The sequence below is a fragment of the Salinarimonas sp. genome, from assembly GCF_046292825.1.
GTDB lineage: Bacteria > Pseudomonadota > Alphaproteobacteria > Rhizobiales > Beijerinckiaceae > Salinarimonas.
The window spans coordinates 35,671-54,025 of the sequence record NZ_JBKBQG010000016.1 but is presented as its reverse complement, the minus strand read 5'-3'; the positions used below and the strand labels follow the sequence as shown (position 1 = coordinate 54,025).

Below are 18,355 nucleotides of genomic sequence, written 5' to 3'. Positions count from 1 at the left end.
AGCGGCGGTGAGGACGGGGCCGGCGGGGCGGCCCCGTCGCCCGGCTCAGCCGTGGAAATGCGCCTCGATGGCGCGCATCATGTCGTCGGGCGAGATCTGGCCGAGCAGAGCCTGCTGCATGGTGGTCGGCCAGACGGTGCGCACGAAGTCCGCGGTCTTGGGCGAATCCGGCGGCACCGCGGCGAGAGGCAGGGAGGCCGCGCTCGCCTCCACGAAGCGCTTCTCGTGCAGCGTCCAGCCCTCAGCGCCGGAGGTCGTCACCGGGAGCTGGCCGGTCAGCTTGTTGAACTCGACGTTGTTCTCACCGGTCGAGAGGAACGCGATCCAGCGGAAGGCGGCCTCCCTCTCGGCGGCGGAGGCGAAGACGGCGTTCGACTCGTCGCCGAACAGCGTCCACCCGGAGCCGTCCGGCCGGCGGGGGACGGGAACCGCCGAGACGTTCTCGCCGAGCGCCGAGACCATCTCGTTCGACGAGCCGACGTGATGGATCGCCATCGCCGCGCGCCCGGACTTGAAGTTGTCGACGATCTGGCGGAAGCCGTCCGTCGCGGCGGAGGGCGGCACCACCTTGTGCTCGGTCGCGAGCCTGACATACCAGCGGTTCGCGGCGAGCGCCTCCTCGTTGACCATGCCGCCCTTCTCGAAGCTCGCGCCGTTGCCGAGCACGAAGGGGCCCCAATTGTCGTGCCCGCCTCCGGCTCCCCGCATGCCGAAGCCATAGACGTCGCCCTGCGTGAGCGCCTTGGCGGCGGCGAGGAAGGATTCGAAATCCGCCGGCGGAGCGAGCCCGGCAGCCGCGAACAGATCCGGGCGATAGTAGAGATACAGCACCACGTATTGCAGCGGCACGAAGTATTGCCGCCCATCCGTGCCGCGATTGACGTTCCAGATGTCCTCCGAGATGTCTGCGCGCCCGTCCCAGGCGCCGACGAGATCGTCGATCGGCTCGAGCGCCTCCATCTCGACGAGCTGAGCCTGGTTGTTGAGCTTCACCATCGCGCAATCCGGCGCTCCGCCCGCGACGATGGCTGCGAAGAGCCGCGTGTAATAGTCGTTTCCGCCGCCCCAGGGGATGCTCTCGGCCTCGATCCGGATGTCGGGGTTCTCGGCCTCGAACTTGGCGATCAGCGCGTCGGGCGTGTTCTGGGGATTGTCGAAATGGTACCACCAGCGCACCGGCGTCGGCCGCGCGATGGCGGGTGCCGCGAGCGCGCCGGTGAGCGCGGTGGCGCCGGCGAGCTTGATGAAGGTTCTGCGCCTCATCGTGTTTCCTCCTCCAGTTGTTTTTTCAATCGATTGGACAAGACGTCTCCGGCCGCGCGGATGGCGTCCTCGGCGGCCGGCAGTTCCCGCGCCATGCGGAGGAACCCGTGGACGACGCCCGGCACCACGTCGCAGCGGTGAGGGACGCCCGAATAGGCGAGCAGGCGGGAGAGGGTCAGCGTGTCGTCGAGCAGGGGATCGAGGCCGGCCGCGACGAGGTGGAGCGGCGGCAAGCCCGCGAGGTCGGCGCGCAGCGGCGCCGCGAGCGTGCGCGTATCCTCGCCCGCGCTGCCGAGGAAGTTTCTCCAATACCAGCGCATGCGGTCGCTCGAGAGCCCGAACGCGCCGCCACCGAAGGCGGCGTGGCTCGGCGTGTCGAAGTCGGGCGCGTAGCAGCCGTAGAAGAGCGCGCCCGCGGCGACCGAAGGCTCGCCACGATCGCGAGCCTCGATCATCGCGGAAAGCGCCAGATTGGCGCCGGCGGAATCGCCCGCGAGCGCGATGTGTCGCGCGTCGATCGCGCTCCCGAGCCCGCCGGCGCGCGCAAACGCGATCGCGGCGCGCGTATCCTCGAGGCCGGCCGGGAAGGGGTGCTCGGGCGCGAGCCGATAATCGATGCCGAGCACCGCCGCCTGCGCCGCGATCGCGAGCCGCCGCATCTCGTTCTCGTGCGTGTCCACCGACCCGAAGGACCAACCTCCGCCGTGAACGAAGACGATCAGCGGCAGGCGCTCCCGGCTCGGCAGGAACAGGCGCGCGCGCATTCCTCCGCCGGGACTCGGGACGGCGAGGTCGCGCGTGGCGACCGCGGGGAGGCCCTCGCGCCAGGGCGCCGCGCCGCTCTCGAACGCGCGCCGCGCCTCGGCTATCGGCATCCGCGCGTAATCGAGGCTCGGGGCCGCGCGCAGCGCCTCCAGCAAGGGGCGCATGTGAGGATCGACGAACGGCGTCACGAGGCCGCCCTCGTCGCCTCCACATCGACGATCGTGTCGATGTGGGTCCCGAGCGCGGCGGCGAGCCCGTCCGCGTCGCGTGCGGCGAGGCGCTCGAGGAGCACGTCGTGACGCGCCGCGGTCTCGACGAGAGGCCGCCGATGGCGCGGCTCCCAGAGCTTCTGGCGATGCGAGTGGAGGATGCAGCGCACGAGGATCTGCTCCAGCGCGCGCAGCCCGGCGAGACGGAAGATCTCGAGATGGAATTGCGTGTCGAGCTCGATGAGCGCGTACTCGTCGCCTGCGCGGGCCGCGTCCATCATCCGCGACATCAGGTCGGACAGGCGCTCCAAAGCGGCGCGGTCGACCGCGTGCGCGGCGCGGGGTGCCGCTCGCGTCTCGATCCGCCGGCGCAGAGCGAGGATCTCCTCCGCCTCTTCCGCGTCGAGGGGCGTGACCACGGTGCCGCGATGGCCTCCGCGCAGCACGAGGCCGTCCTCCTGCAAGCGCAGCAGCGCCTCGCGCACCGGTCCCTGGCTGCATCCGAGCTCGCTGGCGAGCCCGAGCTCCGTCAGCAGGACGCCGGGCCGCAGCTCGTTGAGGATGATGCGGCGCTTCACCGTCGCGTAGATGGCTTCCCGTGGACGCATGGACCAGGTCCCAATATCATTATCGATATTGATATTGAGGCAAGCAGGCGAGCGTGGCAATCGAAATTTCGCTCGCCCGTCGCGGATGGCGGCATCCGCGACGGGCGAGACGAGACCGCGCGCGTCCTCTCGCGAGAGCAGCCCGACGCCGAGGCGCAGGCTCTCGTCGGCCTCTCCCGTCCCTCGTCCGGACGGGGCCGCCTTACGGCTGGAGCACGATCTTTCCGAACCTCTTGCCGGTCTCGAGCATCCGGTGCGCGCGGGCCGCATCGCGAAGCGGCAGGACCTCAGCGACGATCGGCCGAAGCGCGCCGCGAGCCGCCTCGGCAAAGACCGCCGCCGCCACGCGCGCCAACTCCGTCTTGGCGACCGAATCGAGGCTGACCATCGAATAGGTGAGCGATTTCGAGAAGTTCTGCAGCATCGCCTGGTCGATGCCCGCGGGTGGAAACCCAGCCGCGGCGCCATTGACGACGTAGCGGCCGTTGCGCGCGAGCGTTCCGATCAGCGCGAGCATGCCGTCTCCGGCGACCGGATCGATGACGACGTCGAACGGACCCTCGGGCTCCGGATCGAGATCTCGGCGGATCACCTCCTGCACGCCCATCCCACGGACCTGTTCGGCCGCCTCGGCCCGCGTCGTCGCCGTGACGATCGCGCCGGAGGAAGCCGCCATCTGCGCCGCGACGGCCCCGATGCCCCCGCTCGCCCCCCGGACGAGGACGCGTTCTCCCGCAGCGAGCCGCGCGCGTTCGATGCTGAGACGGGCGACGAGCGCATTCACCCCCAGAGCCATGGCCGCTTCGGCGGATACGGTCTCGGGCAGCGGGAACACCCCGTCGCGATCCGCGACGAATTGCTCGGCATAGCCGCCGCGCCCGAGAGCGAACACCCTCTTTCCGATCAGCGCCGGATCGACGCCCGTGCCGACCGTTTCGACGCGGCCCGCCACCTCGACCCCCGGAGCGAATCCCGGCGCGGCAGCTCCCAGATGTCCCCGTCTGGCGAGGACGTCGACCAATCCGACGCCGATCGCCTCGACCGCGACGACCACTTGGCCGTCCCCGGCGACGGGGGCGGGGAGATCGACGAGAGCCAATCCGTCGGGGGGCCCGAACTCCTTCACGAGGATCGCTTTCATGTCCGACCTCCATTCATGCTCACTTGCTGGTACAGCAAACAAGTAAATTGGGCAAGCGCCGTTTCGGTCGGGCTCGTGCCGCGGCGACGATCGACGCGCGTCGCGCGGGAATCCGGGCAGGGCCTCAGCGGCCGATCCGCGCGAGCACGTCGGCGCGCAGGAAGCGCTCGATCACGAGCATGAAGCTTAAGGACGGCACGAGCAGGAGGAGCGCCGTGATCGCGGCGATCTGGAAATTGCCGCCGATCGAGGCGTTGAACATCAGGAGCGGCAGGGTGACGATGTCCGGCGCGCCGACGAAGAGCGTGCCGGTGAACTCGTCGATGCTGTCGAGGAAGACGAAGATCGCCGCCGCCATCAGACCCGGCGCCGCCTGGGGCAGCGTCACGTCGCAGAACGTCCGCAGGCGCCCCGCCCCGCAATTGCGCGCGGCCTCCTCGAGCGAGCGGTCGACCGCCGCGAAGGAGGCGCTCGCGATCCACACCGCGTAGACGAGGCCGGTGAGGCTGTGCACGAGGACGACGCCGAGGAAGGTCCCGTTGAGCCCGAGCCCGAAGAACATCGCCGCGATGTTGATGAAGATCGGCAGGCTCGGGAAGGCCTGCGGCAGGAGGAAGGCGAGCATGATCAGGCTGCGCGCGGGCAGAGCGAGGCGCGCGAGCGCGTAGCCCGCCGGCACCGCGAGCGCCATCGAGACGCCGACCGTCGCGAGCGCGATCAGGAGCGAATTCGACAGCGAGGTCCAGGCCCCGCCGCGCGGGCGGAACACGCGCTCCCAGAAGGCGAAGCCGTATTCCGTCGGCAGCCGCGCGGGGTAGAACCAGCGCTCGGCGAAGGCCCAGAGCACGAGGTTGAGGAGCGGCCCGAAGATCACGAAGGCGACGGCGCCGATCGCGATCCCGCAGACGAGATGTCGGCCGACGGCGGAGAGGGCGCGGCTCATCGCGTCCGCTCCGCGAGCACGGTGCGCAGATAGACGACGGCCGCGACGCTGGTGACGAGATAGGAGACGAGCCCGAGCGCGTTCGCCACCGCGTAATCGCCGAAATAGGTGACGCGGTGCGCCATCATCGCGGTCATCATGGTCGGATTGCCGGCGATCAGCATCATCGGCACGGAGAGCACCGAGAAGATCGTCACGAGCGAGAGGATCAGGCCGACCGCGAGGGTCGGCCCGACCTGCGGCAGCACGATCTCGACGAGACAGCGCAGCCGCGAGGCGCCGCAATTGCGCGCGGCCTCCACCTGGGCGCGATCGAGCGAGGCCATCGCGCCGGCGAGCAGCAGCGCCACGAAGGGGATCTGCTTCCAGGCGAAGGCGAGGACGAGCCCGCGCCAATCGAGCAGGCTCTGCGCGCTCGCGGCGTCGATCAGGCCGATCTCGACGAGACCCGAATTGAGGAGGCCGTTGCGGCCGAGAAACGAGCGCGCGGTCTGTCCGGCCACGACGAAGGGGATGAAGAGCGGCCAGCGATAGAGGAAGCGCAGAGCCGCCACCGCCCAGGGCGTCGCCCCGAGCGTCAGATAGCCCGCGATCGCGATCGAGGCGATCGCGACGAGCGCGAGCGAGGCCGCGGCGACGCCGATCGAGAAGGCGACGTCGCGGCCGTAGAGGACGAGCGCCGTCTCGACATGGGCGAGCGTGACGCCGCCCGCCTCGTCGGCGAAGGCGCCGACGAGGGAGCGTGCCAGCGGATAGGCGTAGAGGAAGAGGATCGCGGCGAGCGCCGGCGCGACGAGGGCGAGCGCGAGGAGGCGCGGGGCCTGCCCCGCGCCCGCCCCGTGGCGTTTCGCATCCTCGGTGTCGCTCATGCGCAAGGCCGCGCCCTCCGCCCCTCGGCGCCGCTCAGCGGACGACGCGCTCGTAGGTCTCGAGGATCAGGCGGAAATTGTCCGCCTGCGGCATCGACCAGCCGCGCTCGGCGAGGATCTCGGGCGAGACGTCGGCGAAGAGGCGCTGCCACTCGTCGTCCGAGAGGATCGGCCGGACGTGCTGAGGGTCGATGCCGGGGAACCAGTTGAAGCGGCGCACGATGCCCTCGGCCTGAACCTCCGGGCTCGTGGCGAAGGAGACGAAGGCGCGGGCGAGCTCCTCGTTGGGCGCGCCGTTCGGCACGACGTAGTACATCGGCTGGCCGGGCATGCCGGGGCCGAGCACCAGGAGGCGCAGATCCGGGTTGAGCCGCCCGTCCGCCACCCAGGTGTAGAACATGTCCATCCAGACCGGGCCCATGGCGATCTCGCCGCGGTTGAGCGCGTCGAGCGTGCCGGCATTGCCCGGCGTCTTCGTCACGTGCCCGTTGAACGCGGCGAGCTTCTCCAGCGCGGGCGTGATCGCCTGCACGCCCTCCTCGCCGAGGGGCGCGTTCTTGATCTCGTCCGCCACCTCCGTGAAGGCGTAGAGCCAGCCGAACACGAAGCCGACGCCGGACATGCCGCCGGTGATGCCGTTATAGCCGAAGAGGCCGGGATTGGCCTCGGCCCAGGCGGCGAGCTCCTCGTAGGTCTGCGGCGGCTGCGGCACGAGATCGGGGTTGTAGGCGATCGCGATCTGGCTGTGGAACATCGGCATGACGTAGCCGCCGACGTCGACGCCGAGCGCCACCTCGGCCGTGTCGCGGGTGACGAGGCCGCCGGTCTCGATCGCGTCGCGATAGGCGGTCAGCAGCTCCTCGCGGACCATCTGGCCGGCCATGCGCTGGTGGACGACGGCGACGTCGACGTCGACGCGCTCGGCGCCGGCCTGCGCGACGAGACGCTCCCAGATCGCCTGGCTGCCGCCGTCGCCGGGGCCGGTCCCGAGCGCGCGCACGGTGACGCCGGGATGGAGCGCCTCGAAGCGCGGCGCCAGGAACTCGTCGATATACTCGACCATGTTGGCGTCGCCGGCCGTGGCGATCGTCAGCGTCTGGGCCTCGGCGGGCAGCGCGAGGGCGAGCGCCGTCGCGGCGCCCGCCAGGAGGAGCGGGAGGGTCATGGCAGGGATCCTTCTCGTGGCCTGATCGGCATTGGCTCGTCGCTCCGCGCCTGCATCGCGCAGGCGAGGAGCCTTTCGTCCGGCCCGAAGGGAACGAGGGCCGATCGCGGCACCACGGCCTGCGCCGTCGTGCCGATCTCGTGGGGGCGCTCGCTCGCCGCGACGATCGTCTCGTCGCCGCAGACGAGCGCCAGGTGCCAGGCGCCGCCGACATACGCGCAATCGGCGACGCGGCCGCTGCGCACCAGAGCGCCCGGCACGTCCGCCTCGGTCACGCGCGCCTCGCGGCTGCGAAAGCCGATGCGGGCGGCGGCGACGCCGTCCTCGGGGCGCGCGGCAACGACGTTGTCGATGCCGAGGAAGCGCGCCGTCTCGATATCGGCGGGGCGGCGGTAGAGCGCGTCGGGCGCGGCGATCTGCACGATCCGGCCGGCGCGCATCACCGCGATCGCGTCGGCGAGCGCGAGCGCCTCCTCCTGATCGTGCGTGACCATGAGGGTCGTGATTCCGAGCCTGTTCTGCAGGCGGCGCAGCTCGGCCCGCAGGCTGCGGCGGATCGCGGCGTCGAGATTGGAAAGCGGCTCGTCGAGGAGGAGGACCGGCGGATCGACGGCGAGCGCGCGCCCGAGCGCCACGCGCTGGCGCTGCCCGCCCGAGAGGCTGTCGACGCGCCGCTCCCCGAAACCGGGGAGATCGAGGAGCGCGAGGATCTCGTCGACGCGCCGCGCGCGGGCCGCTCGCGGAACGCCGCGCAGGCGCAAGGGATAGGCGATGTTGTCGTGGACGCTCATGTGCGGCCACAGCGCGTAGGACTGGAACACCATCGCCGTCCCGCGCCGCTCCGGCGGCAGGTCGTCGAGGCGGCGGCCTCCGATCGCGATCGAGCCCGAGGCGAGCGGCGCGAAGCCGGCGATCGCGCGCAGGAGCGTCGTCTTCCCGCAGCCGGAGGGGCCGACGAGGCACAGGAAGGTGCCGGGCGCGGCCTCGAGGTCGACGCGATCGAGGATCGCGGCCCCGCCGAGGCGGACCGACACGCCGCGCATCGTGAGCGCCTCCTGCGCCATCCAAGCCTCCTCTTGCAACCGCGTGCATCATGAAGGGCATCTGTGACGGGCAGATAACGAAGTCGGCGAAGGAGATACGTGCTTGGCCGATCGCGCGATTGCGGCTAGCTTGCAACCGAGTGCAACGATCGGGAACAGCTGCCATGCCGGTCACGTCGGAAGATGTCGCGCGTCTCGCGGGCGTCTCGCGCTCGGCCGTTTCGCGCGCCTTCACCGACGGCGCGAGCGTCGCTCCGGAGACCCGCGCGCGCATCCACGAGGCGGCCGCCCGGCTCGGCTATCGACCGAGCCCGATCGCGCGCGGGCTCTCGGGGCGCCGCACGGGGCTCGTCGCGCTCATCGTCGGCACGCTCGACCGACCCTTCGAGGCGGAGCTGCTGGGGCGTCTCGCCGAGGGCCTGCGCGGGCTCGACGCGCGGCCGCTGGTGACGCTGGTGCCCGGCAGCGCGGCGGTCGACGCCGCCTTGTCCGACATGCTCACCTATCGCGTGGACGGCGCCATCGCGGCGGCGGGCTCGCTGGGCCCGCAGGCGGCCGAGCTGTGCGCGCAGGCGCGCGTGCCGCTCGTGATGATCAACCGCGCGCCCGCGAACGTCGACGCCGTTCTCGTCGACAACGCGGCCGGCATCGCCGAGCTCGTGGCGCTCCATCGCGCGGCCGGGCGCCGCCGCCTCGCCTGGATCGGGGGCACCGCCGACACCTTCTCCGAGGTCGAGCGCTCGCGCGCCTTCCGCGAGGCGCTCGCCGCCGCGGGTCTTGCGGCCCATGCCGAGCGGCGGGGGGACTATTCCGTCGAGAGCGGGCTCGCCCAGGCGCTCGCGCTCCTCACCGAGCCCGTTGCGCCGGACGCCATCCTGTGCGGCAACGACGCGATGGCGATCGGCGCGCTCTCGGCCGCGCGCCGGCTCGGCCGCGACGTTCCCGGCGACGTCGCGATCACGGGGTACGACGGGATCGCGGCGGCCGGGTGGGACACCTGCGCGCTGACGACGGTCGACGTCGACGCCGCCGCGCTCGCCGACAACGCGCTCGCCCTCCTGCGCCGGCGTCTCGAGGGGAACGAGGGCCCGGCGACGATCGTGCGGATCGCGCCGCGCCTCGTGCGCCGGGCGAGCGCCTAGGGCAAGGCGCCCGCCCGCGCGGGGCGGAACAGGACGGCCCACGCGAGCGACGCCGCGACGACCCCGCATGCGGCGATGGCGGCGACCATCGGCAGGGTCGTCCCATCGAAGAACGGACCCGAGACGATCACGACGAGCCCGCCGAGCACCATCTGCAGCGCCCCGCCCAGCGACGAGGCGAGGCCGGCGATCTCGCCGTGGGGATCGAGCGCCATGACCATCGTGCTCGGGATCACCACGCCGAGGCACGCATTCGCGACGACCAGGAGGCCGATGACCACGGCGAGCGGGGCGAGGCCGACCCAGGCGAGCGCGAAGAGCAGGCTCGAGAACAGGGCGAAGCCCGTGGTCCCGGCGAGCACCACCCGGTCCATGCCGAAGCGCTGCCCCAGCCGCGCGGCGGCCTGGGAGGCGGCGAAGAACCCCGCCGCGTTCGCCGCGAAGGCGAGGCTGAACTCGGTCGGAGTCAACCCGAAGCTCTCCGTGTACACGAACGAAGCGCTGGCGATGAACACGAAGAACGAGGCGAAGCCGAAACCGCCGATCAGCGTCAGCCCCATGAACCAGCGATCGGCGAGAAGGACCCTCGTCCCCTGCGCCAATCCGGCGAGCGACGCGCGGGCGCGCGCGGCGGGGGGCAGCGTCTCGGGCAGCAGGAAGCGCGTGACGAGGAGGCTCGCCAAGGCCGCGGCGAGGAGGACGACGAAGACGAGGCGCCAGCCGCCCAGGGCGATGACGCCGCTCCCGGCGAGCGGAGCGAGCATCGGCGAGACGCTGATCACCAGCATGACGAGCGCCATGATCCGCGCCGCGTCGCTGCCCGTCGCCGTGTCGCGGATCACCGCGCGGGGGACCACCATCAGGACGGCGCCCCCGATGCCCTGCACGAAGCGCGCGGCGATCAGCCAGCCGACCGACGGCGCCATCGCGCACGCCGCCGTGCCGACGATGAAGATGAGCAGGCCGACGATCAGCGGCGTCTTCCGGCCGATCCGATCCGAGACCGGTCCCCAGACGAGCTGTGCCAGGCCGAACGCGACGAAATAGGCGATGAGCGTGCCCTGCACCGCCGAGATCGGCGCGTTCAGCTCGGTCGCGACCGTCGGCAAGGCCGGCAGGTACATGTCGATGGCGAAGGGGCCGACGCATGCGAGAAGGCCGAGCACGGCGGCGAGGCGCGCCGTGGAGATGGTTTTCCGACCGGGGGACATTGGTAGACCTTCGAGAGGGTGAGGCGACCCGTCGGCGCGGCGCCTTCGGATCGGGGGGATGACGCACGAGGACGCGCGACGCGCGCCGCTCCCGACCGGCGACGACCGTCTGCGACGTGCCGCCGAGGCGATAGCAGATTTCACGCCGGAAGACGTGGCGACGGGCGCGTCGTCGCCCGGCATCCGCCGCACCACTCGAACGCATGCTCGCGTGCGGACGTTGCGCCTGTCGAGGAGGCTCCGACGCCGCCCGAGCGACGGCAGCGGGCGCCCCCCGTGACCGATGGAACGCGTCATGACCAGCGACGATTACCGCCTCCCGCCGAACCGGGTCGACATGGCCGCCGAGGAGCGCGCCATCCGCCGGGACACGAGCCTCTCCTTCGTCGCGACCCTCGCGATCTTCGCGGGCGCATACCTTGTCGCGCCGCGGCTCGTCGACCTCCCGACCGCGCCTGCGGAGCGGCTCGCCTTCGCCGCGCTGACATGGTCCGTGCCCTGTCTCGTGCTCCTCGTCGCCATCCTGATGGTGTCGACCGCGCGCCGCTTCTCGCCGGAGGACATCGGCGGGCAAGCGGCCGGCCCTCCGAGCGAGCGCTTGGCGGTGAAGGCCGCCTTCCTCCAGAACACGCTCGAGCAGACCGTGCTCAGCGGCGGTTTCTATTTCGCGCTCGCGGCCGTCGCCGGCGGCCCATGGCTCGCGCTTCTGCCGGCGACGGCGGCCCTCTTCGTCGGCGGCCGCGTTCTGTTCTATCGCGGCTATCGGCGCGGGGCGAAGGGCCGCTCGCTCGGCATGGCGCTCACCATGACGCCGTGCGTGGTGGGCTTTCTCCTCGTCGGCGCGCTCGCCGTCTTCGGCGGCCGATGAAGGCCGATCGACTTGCCAGATCCCCGGCAATCACGATTGCGGCGCCGAGGCCGGTCGCCTGGTGGAGACCTGACGACGCGGCCGACGCGACCCGGATTCGCCCTCCCCTCTCAGCGTGCGCGCGGCATGCCGATCCGCAGGCCGTCGAGCGCCCGCTCGAGAACGATCTGGCAGGAGAGGCGCGAGGTCGGGGCGAGCTGGAAGGCGCAATCGAGCATGTCCTCCTCGCCCGCGCTCGGCGGCGGCAGACGCGCGGCGAAGGCCTCGTCGACCCAGACGTGGCAGGTCGCGCAGGCGAGCGAGCCGTTGCACTCGCCCTCGATCAGGCCCTCCCGCCGCAGCGCCTCCATCAGCGACAAGCCCTCCGGCGCCGCGACTCGGCGCTCCGTCGCGTCCGCGAGGATCAGGGTGACGGTCACGTTCATCGGACGGCCTCCGCGTCGGCGGCGACGAGTGCAGGGCGTCGCCGGCATGCGGGGATCGCCGCCTCGATCGCCGCGCCGAGACGCAGGAGCCGCTCCTCGGTCCCCGCCGCGCCCGCGATCTGCACGCCGACCGGTCGGCCGTCGTCGGTGAAGCCCGCCGGCACCGCGAGCGCGGGCAGGCCCGTCATGTTGAAGAGGTAGGTGTAGGGGCACCAGCGCCAATCGTCCGGGCGCTCGCCGGGCGGGGCCTCCGCTTCGAGATCGAAGGCCGCGCTCGGCATCACCGGGGCGAGCACCGCGTCGTAGCGGTTCAGGAAGGCGCGCGCGGCCGAGGCGATCGCGAGGCGCTGCCCCATCGCGCGATGATAGGCGAGGCCGTCGATCGCCCGCCCGCGCGCCGCGATCGCCTGCAGAGCGGGCTCCATCAGCGCCTGCCGCTCGGGCGGATAGGTGTCGAGGAAGCCGGCATAGGTCGCCTCCCAGAACACCATGAACGGCTCGTGGGGATCGACCGGCCAGACCGGATCGGCCTCCTCCACGATCGCGCCCGCCGCCTCGAGCGCATCGGCGGCGCGGGCGAGGGCGGCGCGCGTCGCGGCATCGGCCTGCCCGGGCGTGCCGAGCGTCGGCGAGAGCGCGATCCGCACGCCCGCGACGGGGCCCGCCGCCGCCGCTTCGTCGAAGGGGACGGGCCAGGCATAGGGGTCGCGCGGATCGGGTCGCGCCATCACGGCCGCCATCGCCGCGACGTCGGCGATCGTGCGCGCCATCGGCCCGGTGACGGCGTGGGGCATGAAGAGCGAGGGCGGCACGGCCGGCACGCGGCCGAAGCCGGGCTTGAGGCCCGCGACGTTGCAGAAGGCGGCCGGGATGCGGATCGAGCCCGCCCCGTCCGTTCCGACCGCGAGCGCGCCCATGCCGAGCGCGAGCGCGGCGGCCGCCCCGCCGCTCGATCCGCCGGGGGTGCGGTCGAGGGCGTAGGGGTTGCGGGTGACGCCGTGGACGCGGCTCCTCGTGACGATCCGGTAGCCGGATTCCGGCGTCGCCGTCTTGCCCACGAAGACCGCCCCCGCCTCGCGCAGCCGCGCGACGGGCGCCGAATCCTCGGCGGAGGGCGGGTGCGCCTCGTGCGCGAGCGAGCCGCGACGAAGCGGCCAGCCGGCGACCGCGAGGAGGTCCTTCACCGAGGTCGGCACGCCGTCGATGGGGGACAAGGGCGCGCCCGCCCGCCATCGCGCCTCCGACGCCCGCGCCATCGCGAGCGTCGTCGGCGGGTCGACATGGACGAAGGCGCCGATCAGCGCATCGAGCCGGGCGATGCGCGCGAGCGCCGCCTCGGCCGCCGCGACGGGGGAGAGGCGTCCCGTCCGGTAGGCGTCGGCGAGGGCGCGGGCGTCGAGATCGGCGGGGCTCTCGTCGAGCGCCGACGCGACGGGCGGGGCGAGCGGGGCGCCCATCAATAGAGCTCGAAATATTCGGCCGTCTCGGCCGGCGGGATCTCGTCGCGCAGGCGGCTCGTCTCCTGCCACTTCATGGCGAGGAAGACGCGCGCGAATTCCTCGCCGAGGAGCTCGCGCAGGGCGCCGTCCGCCTCGAAGGCCTCGAGCGCGTCCTCCATCGAGGTCGAGAGCTTCTCGTAGCGCGAATCGTCCTCCTTCGGCCCGCTCGCGGAGGGGGCGAGCTCGCGGCTCTGCAGGATGCCGAGGAGCCCCGAGGCGATCACGGAGGCGGCGACGAGATAGGGGTTCGAGATCGCGGACGGCACGCGCACCTCGAGGTGCTCGCTCTCGTCGAGGCTCGCCTTCACGCGAACGCTCGCCGAGCGGTCCTGCACGCCCCAGGAGATGTTGGAGGGCGCGTAGGTGCGCGGGCGGATGCGGCGATAGCAGTTCGGCGTCGGGTTCCAGATCGCCTGCGCGCCGCGGGCATGATCGAGGATGCCCTGCACGAAGCTGCGCATCGCCGACGACATGCCGTGCTCCGCGCTCGCGTCGAGGAAGGCGTTCCGGCCGGTCGCGGCATCGAGGAGCGAGACGTGGAAATGCGAGCAGGAGCCCGAGAGGCCCTTGTAGGGCTTCGTCATGAAGGTCGCGAGCACGCCGTGGCGCGCGAGATATTCCTTCACGGTGTTCTTGAAGACGAAGGCGGTGTCGGCAGCCGCGATGCCGACTTCCGCTCCGTAATTGATCTCGATCTGCCCCGGCCCGTGCTCGACATTGTAGGTGATGATGTCGATGCCCTGCGCCTGGCAGGTGCGGATCAGCGCGTCGATCGCCGGATGCTCGTGGGTGCGCGCGGTCACGAAGATCGGCTGGCCCCCGAAGAGGGGCGCGCGGGTCTTCGCGTCGACCGCGTAGAACTCGTATTCGTGGCCCATCATCACCGCGTAGCCCATCGAGGCGGCGACGCCGAGGATGCGCTTGAGGAGGAGGCGGGGGGCAGCCATCTGCGGGCGCCCGTCGTACCACATCGTGTCGCAGATCACGCGTCCGGTGCGCTCGAGCCAGGGCACGGGGGTGAGCGTGTTCTGGTCGACGACCATCACGCAATCCGTGTAGTTCATTTCCTCGTTGTAGCCCGAGCCGCGCACCGGGATCGAATAGCTGTCGAGCGCGACGGTGCCGCCATAGAGGTTGAGCCCGCCGGTCATGTAGGAGGCGACGTGCGCGAGCGGGATCGTCTTGCCGCGCGAGAGGCCGGCCATGTCGGCCATCTCGAAGCGGATGTAGTCGAAGCCCTGCGCGCGGGCCTTCTCGACGAAGGCGAGCGCTTCGGCCTTGGTGGGCAGCGAGAGGGCCGGCACGATGTCGCGCGCCTGGCCGAGTTGGAGATCTTCGAGCATCTTTGTCGTCCTTCTTCGAGGGTCACGGGATCTCGGCGAGCCGGGCGCGGTCGACGATGGCGTGGAGATTGGCTTCGAGGCGGCGGGCGGTCGCCGCGAAGGCGGGGAGGCGGTCCCGCGCATCGGTCTCGAGCCGCGCGGCGGCGTCGCGGCCGAGCGCCGTGTCGAGCGCCGCGGCATAAGCGGGAATGTCGCGCCATTCGGGCACGGTGTCGGCGGTGATCTCGACGTGGAATTGCAGGCCCCAGGCATGGCGGCCCCAGCGCATCGCCTGGACCGCGCAGGCCTCGTTGCCGGCGAGCACGACCGCGCCCTCCGGCAGCCGCGAGACCTCCGAGGAATGCCATTGGAAGGTCTCGAGCGGCGTGTCGAGACCGCGCAGGAGCGGGTCGGCGCGGCCGGCGGGAGAGAGATCGACGGGCACGAGCCCGACCTCCGGCCGCCGCGCCGGGGAGACCGCGCCGCCGAGCGCTTCCGCCAGCAATTGATGGCCGAGGCAGATGCCGAGGAAGGGTCGGCCGAGATCGACGACGAAGCGCCGGATCGCCGCCTTCTCCGGCGCGAGCCAGGGATGGGCGTGCTCCTCCCACACGTCCATCGGCCCGCCCATGGCGACGAGGAGATCGTAAGTCGCGAGATCGGGGATCGGCTCGCCCTCGTCGAGCGCGACCGTGTCCCACGAGAGCCCCCGCGCCCGCCACAGATCGCGCAGGCGCCCGGGATGCTCGACGCAGAGGTGTTGGAAGACGAGGATGCGCATGGTCTCTCTTTCGGGCTCTCTGGTCAGGCCGATCGGACGGCGACCGGGGGAGCGGGCGTCGGCGCGCCGCGCGTGGTCGAATGCTCGAAGGCGAAGGCCCTGTCGGGGTAGAGCCGCGCGCGCACCCCGTGCGCCGCCGCCGCCGCCTCGGCGAAGCCGGTGAGGATGAGCTTGAGCTTGCCCCGATAGGCGGCGACGTCGCCGATCGCGAACACCCCCGGCCGCGCCGTCTCGCAGGTCGCCGGATCGACGGGGATCGCCTTGGCGTCCGCGCCGATGCCCCAGGAGGCGAGGGGCCCGAGATCGGTCGACAGGCCGAACAGGGCGACGAGGGCGTCCGCCGGCAGCCGCTCCTCGCCGCCGCCGATGCGGGCGATGCGCACCGCTTCGAGGGCGCCGTCCGCGCCTTCGAGCCCCGCGAGCTGGTAGGGAATCGCGAGCGCGATGCGCGGATCGGCGCGCATTGCCGCGACGGAGGCCTCGTGCGCGCGAAACGCGTCGCGGCGATGGACGACCGTCACGCCGGCCGCGACCTGCGCGAGCGAGAGCGCCCAGTCGACCGCGCTGTCGCCGCCCCCCGCGATCACGACGCGCGCGCCGCGGAAGCGCTCGCGCGAGGCGACGTGGTAGAAGACGGATCGGCCCTCGTAGGCCTCGATCCCGGCGATCGGCGGGCGGTTGGGTCCGAAGGCGCCCGCGCCCGCCGCGACGATCACCGCCCGCACCCCGATCGTGCGGCCGCGCCCCGTCACCAGGGTGAAGCCCGTCTCGACGCTGCCCGCGAGCGCCTCCGCGCTCTCGCCGGTGAGGAGCGCGGGCGCGTAGGGCGCCGCCTGGGCGAGGAGGTCGGCGACGAGGGCGTCGGCGCGGATCTCGGGGCGCCCGGGAATGTCGTAGATCGGCTTCTCGGGATAGAGCGCCGCAAGCTGCCCGCCGGGATCGGGCAGGGCGTCGAGGATCGCGCAGGAGAGGCCGATCTGGCCGAGCGCGAAGGCCGCGAACAGCCCCACCGGCCCGGCGCCGACGATCGCGACGTCGCGCACGAGATCCGGGCTCACGACCCGCCTCCCGCCGGGACGAGCGTCGCCTCGAGCGAATGGACAGCCGTCGAGCCGCCGAGATCGGCCTTGGCGCCGGCATGGAGCACATTGACGTTCGCCCCCGCCGGTTCGCGACCGGGCCACCGGCCCTTGTAGACGAGCGCGACGCCCGGCTGCACCGCCTCGCTGATGCGGACCGCGAGGTCGAGCCGCCCGGCCTCGTTCTCGAGGGTGGCCGGATCGCCGTCCGCGAGCCCGGCGGCCGCCGCGTCGTCGGGGTGGAGATGGACCCGCGCGGGGCCGATCTGGCGCGCGATGCCGGGATCGTTGGCGTAGCTCGCGTTCATCTGCCAGGCGCAGGCCGGGGAGAGGATGCGCAGACGCCCGCTCGTCGGCGGCCCGTCGGCATGCGGCTCGGGCACGAGGGGCAAGCCGTCGGCCTGCGCCCGCGCGCTCGCGATCTCGATGCGCCCCGACGGCGTCGGGAAGATGCCGTCGGCGAAGGGGATGCGCGGGGCGTCGTGGAGGCGCACCGTGCCCGCCGCCGCGAGCGCCGCGAAATCGCCCTCGAAGGGCGTCGCCGCGAGGATGCGCGAAAGGAGGCTCTCGTCGGTCTCGAAGAGCGCCGGGTGGTCGTAGCCCATGGCGGCGGCGAGGCGGCGGAAGATCTCCGCGTTCGGCAGAGCCTCGCCCGGCGGCTCCTCGACCTTCACCTGCGCGGACAAGGTGTGATGGAAATAGGGGGCGACGATGTCGTCGCATTCGAGGAAGGACGCCGCCGGGAGCACGATGTCCGCGAAGGCGACCGTGTCCGTCGGGAACACGTCGCAGGCGACCGTGAACAGGTCCTCCCGCGCCATCGCCGCGCGCAAGCTCGCCTGGTCCGGCGAGGAGGCGAGGGGGTTGCAGTTCCAGGTGAAGAAGGCCTCGGCGCGGGCGGGGTCGGCGAGAATCCGTGCGAGATCCATGTGGCTGACGCTGCCGGGGTCGCGCGCGACCTCGGGGGCGGTGAGGAGCGCCATGTCGATGCCGCGCGTCGCCGGCCCGTTCATGTAGCACAAACCCGCACCGGTCTTGCCGATCTGGCCGGTGATCGCGGCGAGCGCGGCGATGGCGCGGAAGGCGTTGCCGCCGCGGCGGGTGCGCTGCATGCCCTGGCCGAGCCAGATCATCGACGGGCCGCGCGCATAGGCGCGCGCGACGTCCGCGATCGTCTCCGCGGGCACGCCCGTGAGCGCCGCGATCGCCTCCGGCGTCGCGGCCTCGATCGCCGCCTCGATCGCGTCGTAGCCGAGGACCGAGCGGGCGACGAAGGCCTCGTCGAGGAGATTCTCGCGGCGGGCGACGTGCATGAGGCCGAAGGCGAGGGCCGCGTCGGTGCCCGGCCGCAGCTTGACATGATCCTGCGCGAAGGCGCTCGCGGTGCCCGTCGTGACGGGATCGATCACGATCACCCGCGCCGGCGTCTCGCGCAGCCAATGCTTGTGCATGTGCGGCGCCGAATGCGACGGGTTCGCGCCCCAGACGAGGATCGTCGCGGCATCGCTCGCGCTCTCCGGGTCGAAGCCGTCGAGCGAGGTGCCGAGCACGTAGTCGAGCGCCATGTGGCCGGCTTTGTTGCAGACGCTGTCGGGATCGACCTCGGTCGCGCCGAGATGGGCGAAGAAGCGGGTCGGGAACCAGCCGGCGAGGAGGCCGACCGTGCCGGTGTAATGCGCGTGCAGGATGCGCGCGGGGCCCGAATTCGCGACGATGCCCGACAACCGGTCGGCGATCGCGGCGAGCGCCTCCTCCCACGAGATCGGCGCGAAGGCGCCATCGCCCTTGGCACCGATGCGGCGCAGAGGCGTCGTGAGCCGCGCGGACGGGTCTCGCCAGACGCCGTTATAGGCGATCGCGCATTTGCCGCAGAGCGCGCCCCGGGCGATGGCGTGATCGGGATCGCCGAGCACCTTGCGCACGCGCCCGTCCTCGACCACCGCGACCATGCCGCAGGCGTCGTAGCAATCGCGCGGGCAAGTCGTCTTGACGCGGCGGCGGGTGGTGTCGGTCGTGGGCATC

General features: G+C 72.2%; 17 protein-coding genes. 2 read left to right on the top strand and 15 right to left on the bottom strand.

Going from position 1 to position 18,355, the window contains the following annotated elements; all coding sequences use genetic code 11:
• Positions 1-45: 45 nt before the first annotated feature.
• The 8 genes from ACK4UM_RS10045 to ACK4UM_RS10010 all read right to left on the bottom strand — a co-directional run bounded on the left by ACK4UM_RS10045 (position 46) and on the right by ACK4UM_RS10010 (position 8,027).
• On the bottom strand, positions 46-1,263 hold the full coding sequence (locus ACK4UM_RS10045; protein WP_409798346.1) for an ABC transporter substrate-binding protein: 1,218 nt from the start codon (positions 1,261-1,263) through the stop codon (positions 46-48).
• Complete coding sequence (locus ACK4UM_RS10040; protein ID WP_409798344.1) at positions 1,260-2,216, bottom strand: alpha/beta hydrolase; 957 nt, start codon at positions 2,214-2,216, stop codon at positions 1,260-1,262. Before ACK4UM_RS10040 ends, ACK4UM_RS10045 begins: the two co-directional genes overlap by 4 nt.
• On the bottom strand, positions 2,213-2,845 hold the full coding sequence (locus ACK4UM_RS10035) for a GntR family transcriptional regulator (RefSeq protein WP_409798343.1): 633 nt from the start codon (positions 2,843-2,845) through the stop codon (positions 2,213-2,215). Before ACK4UM_RS10035 ends, ACK4UM_RS10040 begins: the two co-directional genes overlap by 4 nt.
• Before the next feature lie 202 nt (positions 2,846-3,047).
• Complete coding sequence (locus ACK4UM_RS10030) at positions 3,048-3,986, bottom strand: zinc-binding alcohol dehydrogenase family protein (RefSeq protein ID WP_409798342.1); 939 nt, start codon at positions 3,984-3,986, stop codon at positions 3,048-3,050.
• A 124-nt stretch (positions 3,987-4,110) separates the two neighbouring features.
• Positions 4,111-4,929, bottom strand: a complete 819-nt coding sequence (locus ACK4UM_RS10025) for an ABC transporter permease (protein ID WP_409798340.1) — start codon at positions 4,927-4,929, stop codon at positions 4,111-4,113.
• The gene (locus ACK4UM_RS10020) at positions 4,926-5,798 is read right to left on the bottom strand and encodes an ABC transporter permease (RefSeq protein WP_409798338.1); all 873 of its coding nucleotides are present in this window, start codon (positions 5,796-5,798) and stop codon (positions 4,926-4,928) included. The genes ACK4UM_RS10025 and ACK4UM_RS10020 overlap by 4 nt, the downstream gene beginning before the upstream one ends.
• Before the next feature lie 34 nt (positions 5,799-5,832).
• Positions 5,833-6,963: an extracellular solute-binding protein gene (locus ACK4UM_RS10015; protein WP_409798336.1), complete on the bottom strand. Its 1,131-nt coding sequence runs from the start codon at positions 6,961-6,963 to the stop codon at positions 5,833-5,835.
• Positions 6,960-8,027, bottom strand: coding sequence for an ABC transporter ATP-binding protein (locus tag ACK4UM_RS10010; protein ID WP_409798334.1), 1,068 nt, complete (start codon positions 8,025-8,027; stop codon positions 6,960-6,962). Before ACK4UM_RS10010 ends, ACK4UM_RS10015 begins: the two co-directional genes overlap by 4 nt.
• A gap of 143 nt (positions 8,028-8,170) precedes the next feature.
• Between ACK4UM_RS10010 and ACK4UM_RS10005 the strand changes: the two genes are divergently transcribed.
• Entirely contained in the window at positions 8,171-9,148 is a 978-nt protein-coding gene (locus ACK4UM_RS10005; protein WP_409798332.1) for a LacI family DNA-binding transcriptional regulator, read from the top strand.
• Here the strand turns inward: ACK4UM_RS10005 and ACK4UM_RS10000 are convergent.
• Positions 9,145-10,359, bottom strand: a complete 1,215-nt coding sequence (locus ACK4UM_RS10000) for a multidrug effflux MFS transporter (protein ID WP_409798330.1) — start codon at positions 10,357-10,359, stop codon at positions 9,145-9,147. The two genes, ACK4UM_RS10005 and ACK4UM_RS10000, sit on opposite strands and share 4 nt — an antisense overlap.
• 295 nt (positions 10,360-10,654) lie before the next feature.
• Here ACK4UM_RS10000 and ACK4UM_RS09995 point away from each other — a divergent pair, with 295 nt between their 5' ends.
• Positions 10,655-11,227 (top strand): MAPEG family protein, encoded by a 573-nt coding sequence (locus ACK4UM_RS09995; protein WP_409798328.1) that lies wholly within the window; start codon positions 10,655-10,657, stop codon positions 11,225-11,227.
• Between the two features lie 110 nt (positions 11,228-11,337).
• Here the strand turns inward: ACK4UM_RS09995 and ACK4UM_RS09990 are convergent, their stop codons facing one another.
• The 6 genes from ACK4UM_RS09990 to ACK4UM_RS09965 are packed head-to-tail and all read right to left on the bottom strand — an operon-like array spanning position 11,338 to position 18,354.
• Positions 11,338-11,652, bottom strand: a complete 315-nt coding sequence (locus tag ACK4UM_RS09990; protein WP_409798326.1) for a 2Fe-2S iron-sulfur cluster-binding protein — start codon at positions 11,650-11,652, stop codon at positions 11,338-11,340.
• A complete protein-coding gene (locus ACK4UM_RS09985) occupies positions 11,649-13,109 on the bottom strand; it encodes an amidase family protein (RefSeq protein WP_409798324.1) in 1,461 nt (486 codons plus the stop codon). Before ACK4UM_RS09985 ends, ACK4UM_RS09990 begins: the two co-directional genes overlap by 4 nt.
• Entirely contained in the window at positions 13,109-14,494 is a 1,386-nt protein-coding gene (locus ACK4UM_RS09980) for a glutamine synthetase family protein (RefSeq protein ID WP_409798322.1), read from the bottom strand. The genes ACK4UM_RS09985 and ACK4UM_RS09980 overlap by 1 nt, the downstream gene beginning before the upstream one ends.
• Before the next feature lie 22 nt (positions 14,495-14,516).
• Positions 14,517-15,254, bottom strand: coding sequence for a type 1 glutamine amidotransferase (locus ACK4UM_RS09975; RefSeq protein WP_409798320.1), 738 nt, complete (start codon positions 15,252-15,254; stop codon positions 14,517-14,519).
• 23 nt (positions 15,255-15,277) lie between these two features.
• Positions 15,278-16,312 carry an NAD(P)/FAD-dependent oxidoreductase gene (locus tag ACK4UM_RS09970; protein WP_409798318.1) on the bottom strand — a complete coding sequence of 345 codons (1,035 nt, stop codon included), beginning with the start codon at positions 16,310-16,312 and terminating at the stop codon, positions 15,278-15,280.
• Positions 16,309-18,354 carry a molybdopterin-dependent oxidoreductase gene (locus tag ACK4UM_RS09965; protein WP_409798316.1) on the bottom strand — a complete coding sequence of 682 codons (2,046 nt, stop codon included), beginning with the start codon at positions 18,352-18,354 and terminating at the stop codon, positions 16,309-16,311. Before ACK4UM_RS09965 ends, ACK4UM_RS09970 begins: the two co-directional genes overlap by 4 nt.
• Position 18,355: the final 1 nt, after the last annotated feature.